Origin of the sequence: Brevundimonas sp. (genome assembly GCF_031412435.1) — a bacterium.
In the GTDB taxonomy this organism is placed as follows: Bacteria; Pseudomonadota; Alphaproteobacteria; order Caulobacterales; family Caulobacteraceae; genus Brevundimonas.
In genome coordinates this window covers 1-8,407 of the sequence record NZ_JANODA010000060.1, presented here as the reverse complement: position 1 = coordinate 8,407, position 8,407 = coordinate 1, and the positions used below count along the sequence as shown (strand labels likewise).

7 protein-coding genes are annotated in these 8,407 nt (G+C 67.6%); 3 read left to right on the top strand and 4 right to left on the bottom strand.

Features of this window, described 5'->3' with window-relative positions:
- Window positions 1-11 precede the first annotated feature (11 nt).
- The 4 genes from RMO01_RS11985 to RMO01_RS11970 all read right to left on the bottom strand — a co-directional run bounded on the left by RMO01_RS11985 (window position 12) and on the right by RMO01_RS11970 (window position 5,757).
- Window positions 12-1,193, bottom strand: a complete 1,182-nt coding sequence (locus tag RMO01_RS11985; protein ID WP_309629289.1) for an NnrS family protein — start codon at window positions 1,191-1,193, stop codon at window positions 12-14.
- Between the two features lie 67 nt (window positions 1,194-1,260).
- Window positions 1,261-3,543, bottom strand: a complete 2,283-nt coding sequence (locus RMO01_RS11980) for a nitric-oxide reductase large subunit (RefSeq protein ID WP_309629288.1) — start codon at window positions 3,541-3,543, stop codon at window positions 1,261-1,263.
- Between the two features lie 131 nt (window positions 3,544-3,674).
- Window positions 3,675-5,039: an oxygen-independent coproporphyrinogen III oxidase gene (gene hemN, locus RMO01_RS11975; protein WP_309629287.1), complete on the bottom strand. Its 1,365-nt coding sequence runs from the start codon at window positions 5,037-5,039 to the stop codon at window positions 3,675-3,677.
- A 28-nt stretch (window positions 5,040-5,067) separates the two neighbouring features.
- Window positions 5,068-5,757 carry an alternative oxidase gene (locus tag RMO01_RS11970; protein WP_309629286.1) on the bottom strand — a complete coding sequence of 230 codons (690 nt, stop codon included), beginning with the start codon at window positions 5,755-5,757 and terminating at the stop codon, window positions 5,068-5,070.
- Window positions 5,758-5,869: 112 nt separating this feature from the next.
- Here RMO01_RS11970 and RMO01_RS11965 point away from each other — a divergent pair, with 112 nt between their 5' ends.
- From RMO01_RS11965 to RMO01_RS11955, 3 genes are all read left to right on the top strand, one after another.
- On the top strand, window positions 5,870-7,390 hold the full coding sequence (locus RMO01_RS11965; protein ID WP_409013075.1) for a PAS domain S-box protein: 1,521 nt from the start codon (window positions 5,870-5,872) through the stop codon (window positions 7,388-7,390).
- Window positions 7,380-7,985 (top strand): response regulator FixJ, encoded by a 606-nt coding sequence (gene fixJ / locus RMO01_RS11960; RefSeq protein ID WP_309629285.1) that lies wholly within the window; start codon window positions 7,380-7,382, stop codon window positions 7,983-7,985. Before RMO01_RS11965 ends, fixJ begins: the two co-directional genes overlap by 11 nt.
- Before the next feature lie 86 nt (window positions 7,986-8,071).
- A partial coding sequence (locus RMO01_RS11955; protein WP_309629284.1) for an aminotransferase class I/II-fold pyridoxal phosphate-dependent enzyme occupies window positions 8,072-8,407 on the top strand: 336 nt, incomplete at its 3' end.

Sequence of the window (8,407 nt, the reverse complement as noted above, 5' to 3'; positions counted from 1 at the left end):
CGGGCGCAATGTCAAAGCGATCGCCGCCACAGCATCGGCCCGTAAACCGCGACGAAGCCCGCGAAGGACAGCGCCCACAGCGCCGCCGAGATCGCCAGCAGGGCGCCGGTCCATTCCGGCAGGAACGGCGCCGTCACCCGCACGAGCGCCGCCGACAGGATCAAAAGATAGAGGGCGGTCGTCGACCGGTCGGCGACCCGCGGCCGGCCGGTATGGCCCCGCGTGGCTCGCGTCATCATGGCGAGGGTCTCGGCCCCCATGGCCCCCGTGGTCAAGGCGTGGACGCCGGCGGTGAACGGCACGGCGTCAGGCGCCAGTGCGGCCAGTCCCAGCAGGATCAGCCCCACGCCGAGCCACGCATAGCCGGCGTGCAGGATCCAGATGAGCGGCTCGCGGCGGGCCAGCCAGCCGCGCCAGCGCGCCAGCCGAACCAGATTGGCCGCTCCGGCGACGACCAGGCCCGCCCCGACGAGCGGGGACAGCGGCGCCGCGACCCAACTGACCAAGGCTACGCCGGTCAGGGCGAGGACGATCGCATCGAACCGGTTGAACGGGGTCGGGTGGCGGCTCAGGCCGTGGGCCTGGGTCCAGTTCTGGGTGAAGCTGGGGGTGACCCGGCCGCCGATCAGGGCGATCAGCCCGGTCACCACGGCCACGGCGGCGCGTTCTGCGCCCGGACCGAACAGCGGGATCTGCTCGCGCAGATGGAAGGCGATGTTGGCGGCCGCCAGCAAGGACACCAGCAGACAGACCGGGAGATTGCGCCGGTTCCCCGCCGCCAGGACCTCGCGCCAGATCAGTGCGGCGAAGACCACCAGGAAGGCGCTGTCGATCACGGCGGCGGGCAGGGACATGGACGCCGGCAGGAAGCCGGCCGCCCGGCCGGCGGCCCATAGGGCGAACAGGCCGACAAGCGTGCCGCCCGTCACCGGCAGGCGGCCGGTCCAGTTGGGCACGGCCGTCAACAGGAAGCCGGCGATGACCCCCGCCAGATAGCCGAACAGCATCTCGTGGATGTGCCACTGCCGGCCGTCCATGCTCCCGACTGTGCCATCGCCCAGCGTCATCGACGCCACCCAGACCGGCACGGCGACCGCCGCCCACACCGCCGAGAACAGGAAGAAGGGCCTGAAGCCGAAGCTGAACAGGGGCGGGCCGGCGTACTGCCGGATGGACTGGGCTGTGGTGGCCACGGGAGATATCCTTGAAAGAAAGGGTGGGGAGAGGCGAACCCCTCCCGCCCCATACGCTGTCGACCCGCTACTCGGCCGGCAGAACCGCCGGCTCGGCTATCGACTCGTCGACGGGCCTCGGCTTGAGACCCCCGATCACCAGCCGGGCGGCGAAGATCGCCAGGGTGACGGCCCCTGCCCCGAACACCACGTCGCCGGGAACGCGCATCCAGACGAGGGTCTGGACCAGCGGCGAATGCAACACCGCCGGTGAGCGCGCGTACCACATGCCGTGCTCGATGCTGGCGAAGGCCTGCACCACGCCAATCGGCAGCAGAGACAGGAACAGCATCATCGCCAGACCGATATTCAGCAGCCAGAAGGTCCACGCCAGCAGCGTGTCGTTCCACGCCTCGCGACGGGCCAGGCTGCGGAAGCAGAACAGCAGCAGGCCGATGCCCAGCATCCCGTAGACCCCGAACAGGGCCGCGTGGGCGTGGGTCGCCGTCGTGTTCAGCCCCTGGATGTAATAGAGGGCCAACGGCGGGTTGATCATGAAGCCGAAGACGCCGGCCCCGAGCAGGTTCCAGAAGCCCACCGAGACGAAGAACAGGATCGGCCATTTGTAGGCCTTGACCCACGGCGCCGCCTTCGTATGCCGCCAGTTCTCGAAGGCCTCGAACCCGACCAGGGCCAGAGGCACGACCTCAAGGGCCGAGAACACCGAGCCGATGGCCATCACCGAGGTCGGCGTGCCTGCGAAATACCAGTGGTGCGCCGTACCCAGCACCCCGCCCGTCATAAAGACGATGGTGCCGAACACGACCGCGACATTGGCGACCATCGGCCGGACCAGGCCGAGGCGGACGAACAGCAGGCTGATCACCGCCGTGGCGAACACTTCGAAGAAGCCCTCGACCCACAGGTGGACCACCCACCAGCGCCAGTATTCGACCATGCTGATATGGGTGTGTTTGCCCCACATGAAGCCGGCCGCATAGAACAGGGCGATGGCCACGGTCGACAGGAACAGGATCACCAGGACAGGCTTGGCCTGGGACTTCTCCCTCAGCGCCGGCCACAGGGCCCGGGTGACCAGCAGCAGCCACAGCAGCAGGCCGACGAACAACAGGCTCTGCCAGAAGCGGCCGAGGTCGATGTACTCCCAACCCTGGTGACCAAACCACCAGTTGGTGTCGAGGTCGAAGACCTGCTGCACGCCGAACCATTCGCCGGCCATCGAACCCAGCACGACGACGACGAGGGCGACCCAGAGGACATTGACCCCGAGGGCCTGGAACCGCGGTTCCTTGCCCGAGACGATCGGGGCGATGTAGAGGCCCGTGCCCAGCCAGGCGGTGGCGATCCAGAACACCGCCAACTGGGTGTGCCAGGTGCGGGTGATGGCGTAGGGAATCCATTCCGAGATCGGAATGCCGTAGAAGTCATGGCCCTCGACCGCATAGTGGGCGGTGACGGCGCCGAGCCCGACCTGCAGCAGGAACAGGGCGATCACGGTCAGGAAATACTTGCCTGCCGCCTTCATGGAGGGGGTGGGCTTCATGCCCAGCAGGGGATCGGCCGTGGGCGGCTCGAGATGCTCGTCCTTCGGCTGACGCGCGTGCCAGAAGATCAGGGCGGCGACGCCGAGGATCAGCAACAGCACGCTGGCCACTGACCAGACGATGTTGGCCGGGGTCGGCACATTGTCGATCAGCGGTTCGTGCGGCCAGTTGGAGATATAGGTGATGGTGTCGTTCGGACGCTCCGTGCCCGCCCCCCAGCTGGCCCACCAGTAGAAGGCGGCGATCTGGTTGCGGCGGCTGATGTCCGGCACGGCGTTATTGGCGACCGCGTACTGCTCACGCAGGGATTCCAAGGCGGGGTCATCGCTGAACAGGGCGACGTAGTGCGCCTTGACCTCGCGCATGGCCGCCGCCCGGTCCGTCGAGACCGTGATGGTGTCGGTCGCCGGATCATAGGTGTTGGTGCGCATTTCACGCTTGGCCCGGGCCTTCAGCGCGGCCTGACGCTCGAGATCGAGATCGGCCCAGGATTGACCGAAGTCGCGCTGCGACCACATCTCGAGGAGGGCCATGGTTTCGCGGTGCAGCTGGTCGGCCGACCAGTCCGGCGCCACATAGCCGCCGTGGCCCCAGACCGAGCCGACCTGCTGGCCGCCCATCGACTGCCAGGCCAGTTGGCCCGTCTGTATGTCCTCACGGGTCAGCAGCACCGCCCCGCTGGTGTCAATGACCTGCGTCGGTATCGGCGGCGCCTGCCGGTTGATCTCCCGTCCCATCATCCCCAGCACGGCGAACGAAGTCGCCATGATCAGGGCGAGGACGATCCAAAGTCTCCTGGTTGTCATCTCGCGTATCCTCGCGGCCGCGCGGAAGGTCCCGGATCCGGCCAGTTGAAGCTTCCATCCGTCGTTCAGCATCACCGGACGTTGTGCGCCGACAAACTCGGGGATTCCCCGAGTGGGGACTGTCCCGGAGGTCACACCGCCCGGGCGTGCCGGCTCGCGGCGAGCGGAAGGCGGGCGTCGAAACAGGCGGCGACCACGCGCATGACGCGGTGGGCCTCGTCCGGGATCCGGATGGTCCGGCCCGCGACCGTGCACAGCCCGTCGGCCTGCAGCCGGCCCGCCGCCACGATCGAGCCGTCCAGCGCCGCATCGGTGAATCCGTGGGCGCGACAGACCTCGGCAACGTCGACTATGAGGTCGCACATCAGCCGCTCGATCACCGCCGCGCGCAGCTCGTCCTCGGCATCGACGGCCAGCCGGCGCGCGATGGGCAGACGGCCGGCCTCAACCTCCCGGCCCCAGACATCGGTCTGCGTTGCATTCTGCACGAAACCTTGGGCAAACCGGCCGATCGACGACGGGCCGATGGGCACGAGCACGGGCGCCGGATCGTCGGTGTAGCCCTGGAAGTTGCGGCGCAGCCTCCCTGCGGCCCCGGCGACGGTCAGCGGGTCTTCGGGCAAGGCGTAATGATCCAGACCGATGCGGACATAGCCCGCCCCAAGCAGCGTCTCGTCTGCCGCCTCGGCCTGGGCCCAGCGACCGTCGCCGTCGGCCAGATCGGCCTCGCGGATCATGACCTGGTGCTTTTTCATCCACGGCACATGGGCGTAGCCGAACACCGCCACCCGGTCGGGCCGCAGGCTCACGGCCGCCGCGGTGGACGATGCGACATTTTCCGGCGTCTGGCCGGGCAGGCCGTACATCAGGTCGAAATTGATCGCCGCCACCCCGGCTTGGCGCAGTCGGTCGTTGGCGGCGGCGACCTCGTCGAACGGCTGGACGCGGTTGACCCGGGTCTGGACGTCGCGATCGAAGGTCTGGACGCCGAGACTGGCGCGGGTCACCCCGGCCTCGCCGCAGGCGTCGATGAAGGCGTCGGTCAGCATACCGGGATCCAGCTCGGCGGCGATCTCGGCGCCTGGCCGCAGACGGAACCGATCGGCCATGTGCCGGACCAGGACCAGGAAGTCTCCGGGCGAAAGGGCGTTGGGGCTGCCGCCGCCGAAATGCAGGTGGGCGGCGCCGGCGTGCGGGCCCATGGTGCCGGCCCACAGATCGACCTCCAGCATCAGGGTCTGGAAGAAGGCCCTGACCCGGTCGTACTCGTGGAAAACGCTCGTGTGGCAGCCGCAGTACCAGCACAGCCGCTTGCAGAAGGGCACATGGACATAGGCCGATATTGCCTCGTCGACGAGGGTGGCCGCCAGCCACGCCCGCGCCTCCGCCTCTCCGGCGGCGGTCTCGAAGGCGACCGCGGTCGGATAGCTGGTGTAGCGCGGCAGGTTGCGTTCGGCGTGGGGACGCCAGGCGGCGGGAAGGGCGCGAGACGACATGCGAGACGGATCCGGTTCGTCGTCGCCGTTACGCCGCTGCCTTCCAGTTGGGCTGCAGCTCGACATGCTCCGGGCAGGGTGCGACCGGGATGGGGGCGCAACCGCCCAGTTCGTTGGCGAAGCCGTGGTTGACATCGCGATGATGGGCCTCGTCGGCGCGGACCACCAGAACCACGTCGCGCAGGGTCGCGTCAGCCGGCAGGTTCCAGTAGCGCAGGGCCAAGGCGGGCGCGGCCACGTTCGGGCTGCGGCCCTCGTCGATCTCGGCCAGATAGTGCGTGTAGCTGATGACGGCTTCTTCCTCGAAATAGCCGACCACCCGGTGCGCCGTCTTCGCGGACACCAGATAGAGGCCGAAGAAGAACAGGTAGAAGACCCATTGCACGGCGATAACCACGAAGCGTTCGAACAGCGTCGGCTGCGCCACCTCGATAAAGGTCATCAAGTGCATCCGTTCGTTCTCGGCCTCGTCCATCAGGGTGCGGATCCAGCCGTTGTCATCCTTCATCCGCCGCAGGGCCTTGAGGTGGTTCAGCGTCGCCCCGACCATGCCGGGCACGGCGGCGACCGTCTCCAGCACCACCGCGCGGTGGCCGTAGCGCTTGGCGAAAAAGGTGTCAGCGAAGAAGCGCAGCGCCTTCACGAAGCCCCAGGCCACGCGATCGGAGACACCCTTGGGCGCGTGGTGGACGGACAGGTCGACGAGGGGAACGGTCATGGCGGAATCCGAAAACACAAACGGGGCCGGCGGCCCGATGGCCCTGAACTAGCGGTCGCCCGCGTCTGGCGAAATTTGGGTGTTTCACCTACGGGATGTTGCGGAGGCGACCATGACGACCACCCCGAAAGCCGAGCTTGAGACCCGAACGGCCTGGGACTGGATGCTGGAGACCCGGCATACCGGCTACGGACTGGCCGCCGCCGTACTGGGCGCCGGGCTCGGGCTCGCCGTGCGGTTGGCGATGATGCCCCTGCTGGAAGACCGGCTGGCCCTGCTGTTCTTTGTCCCCGCCGTCGTCGCCGCTGCCGCGCTCGGGGGCGCGACTCCCGGCGCCTTGGCGACGGTCCTCGGCCTCTTCGGCGGGCTCTATGTCAACTGGCAGACCGGGGCCCCGGCCCCGGGCGATCTGGTCGGGGCGGTCGTCTTCCTGATGCTGGGCCTCCTGATCACGGCCGGGGGCGAGGCGTTCCAGACGATGCGCTCCCGGGCCATTACGGTGAACCGCGCCCTGCGGGCGCGCGAAGCACATCTGCAGTCGATTCTCGCCACGGTGCCCGACGCCATGATCGTCATCACCGAACGCGGAACCATGCAGTCGTTCAGTCCGACGGCGGAGCGTCTGTTCGGCTGGACCCCCGAAGAGGTGATCGGCCAGAACGTCAGGATGCTCATGCCCGAACCTTACCGGGAGCAGCACGACGGATACCTCGACCGCTATCTGACCACCGGCGAGCGGCGGATCATTGGCATGGGCCGCGTGGTGGTCGGTGAGCGCAAGGACGGTTCCACCTTCCCGATGGAACTGGCCGTTGGCGAGATGATCTCGGGCGACCAGCGCTTCTTCACCGGCTTCGTCCGGGACCTCAGCGAGCGTCAGCAGACCGAGCAGCGGCTCCAGGAATTGCAGTCTGAACTCGTCCATATCTCGCGCCTGACAGCGATGGGCGAAATGGCCTCCGCCCTGGCGCACGAACTGAACCAGCCGCTGTCGGCCATGGCCAACTACCTCAAGGGTTCGCTGCGGCTGCTGGACGCCGAGACGATCGCCCGCGACCGGTTGAAGGACGCCATCCAGAAAGCCGGCGACCAGGCGCTGCGGGCCGGCGACATCATCCGCCGCCTCCGCGATTTCGTGGCGCGCGGCGAGGCCGAGCGGCGGGTCGAAAGCCTGCCCAAACTGATCGAGGAAGCCAGCGCCCTGGCTCTGGTCGGCGCCAAGGAACATGGCGTCCGGGTGCTGTTCCGCTTCTCGCCGACGGTCGACCTGGTTCTGGCCGACAAGGTCCAGATCCAGCAGGTCGTGCTCAACCTTATCCGCAACGCGATCGAAGCCATGGAGGACGGGAAGCGCAGGATCCTCGAAATCCGCCTCGATCCGCTGGAGGATGGATACGCCCAGGTGACCGTGGCGGATACCGGCTCCGGCATCAGCCCGGACATCGCCGATCAGCTGTTCCAGCCCTTCGTCACCACCAAACGGACCGGGATGGGCGTTGGCCTGTCTATTTCCCGCACTATCATCGAAGCTCACGGGGGTCGCATCTGGGTTGAGCCGAATCCCGGCGGCGGCACCCGATTCTGTTTTACGCTGCGTTCAGTAGGCGAAGAGGAACTCTATGATGGCGAATGAGCCCATCGTCCACGTGGTCGATGATGACGCCGCAGTCCGGGATTCGTTGGCCTTCCTGCTGGACACGGCCGACCTGGTCTCCAGAACCTATGACTCGGCCGCCGCCTTGCTGGTCCACGCTGGCAATCTGGCGCCTGGCTGCATCGTGACCGATGTGCGGATGCCGGACATGAACGGCCTGGAAATGGTGCGGAGGCTCTCCGATTTGGGCGTGCGCCATCCGGTCATCGTTATGACCGGGCACGCCGACGTGCCGCTGGCGATCGAGGCCGTCCGCGCCGGGGTCAAGGATTTCATCGAAAAGCCGTTCGACGATGAGGCCATGCTGTCCTCGATCCGCTCAGCCCTCGCGGACCTGGCCGGCAGCGCCGGACGCGAGGGCCAGGACGCCGAGGTGCGTGATCGTCTCGCCTCCCTGTCCTCCCGCGAACGCCAGGTGCTTGAAGGCCTCGTCGCCGGTCGCGCCAACAAGGTGATCGCCTATGATCTTGAGATCAGCCCCCGCACCGTCGAGGTCTACCGTGCCAATGTCATGACCAAGATGCAGGCGCGCAGTCTGTCAGAACTGGTCCGCATGACGATCCTCGCTGGTTAGATTCTCCAGGCAATAGGGGTTTACCGGAGGTGACGCGGGCGCAGGCCGGTGGGAGGAGGAAGGCCTCACACTGCGGGGCCCTTCCGATGTTCGACTACACCGCCGCATTCCAGTCCGCCGTCGACCAGGTGAAGGGCGAGGGGCGCTATCGCGTCTTCGCCGACCTGAAGCGGGTGCGCGGACAATTTCCGAAGGCGGTTCGGCGGCTGGATGACGGGTCCGAGCAGGACGTCGTCATCTGGTGCTCCAACGACTACCTCGGCATGGGCCAGCATCCGGTCGTGCTGGAGGCGATGCAGGCCGAGCTGGACGCCGTGGGCGCCGGGGCCGGGGGCACGCGCAACATCTCCGGCACGACGCGCTCGGCGGTCGACCTGGAGGCCGAACTGGCGAGCTGGCACCAGAAGGAAGCGGCCTTGCTG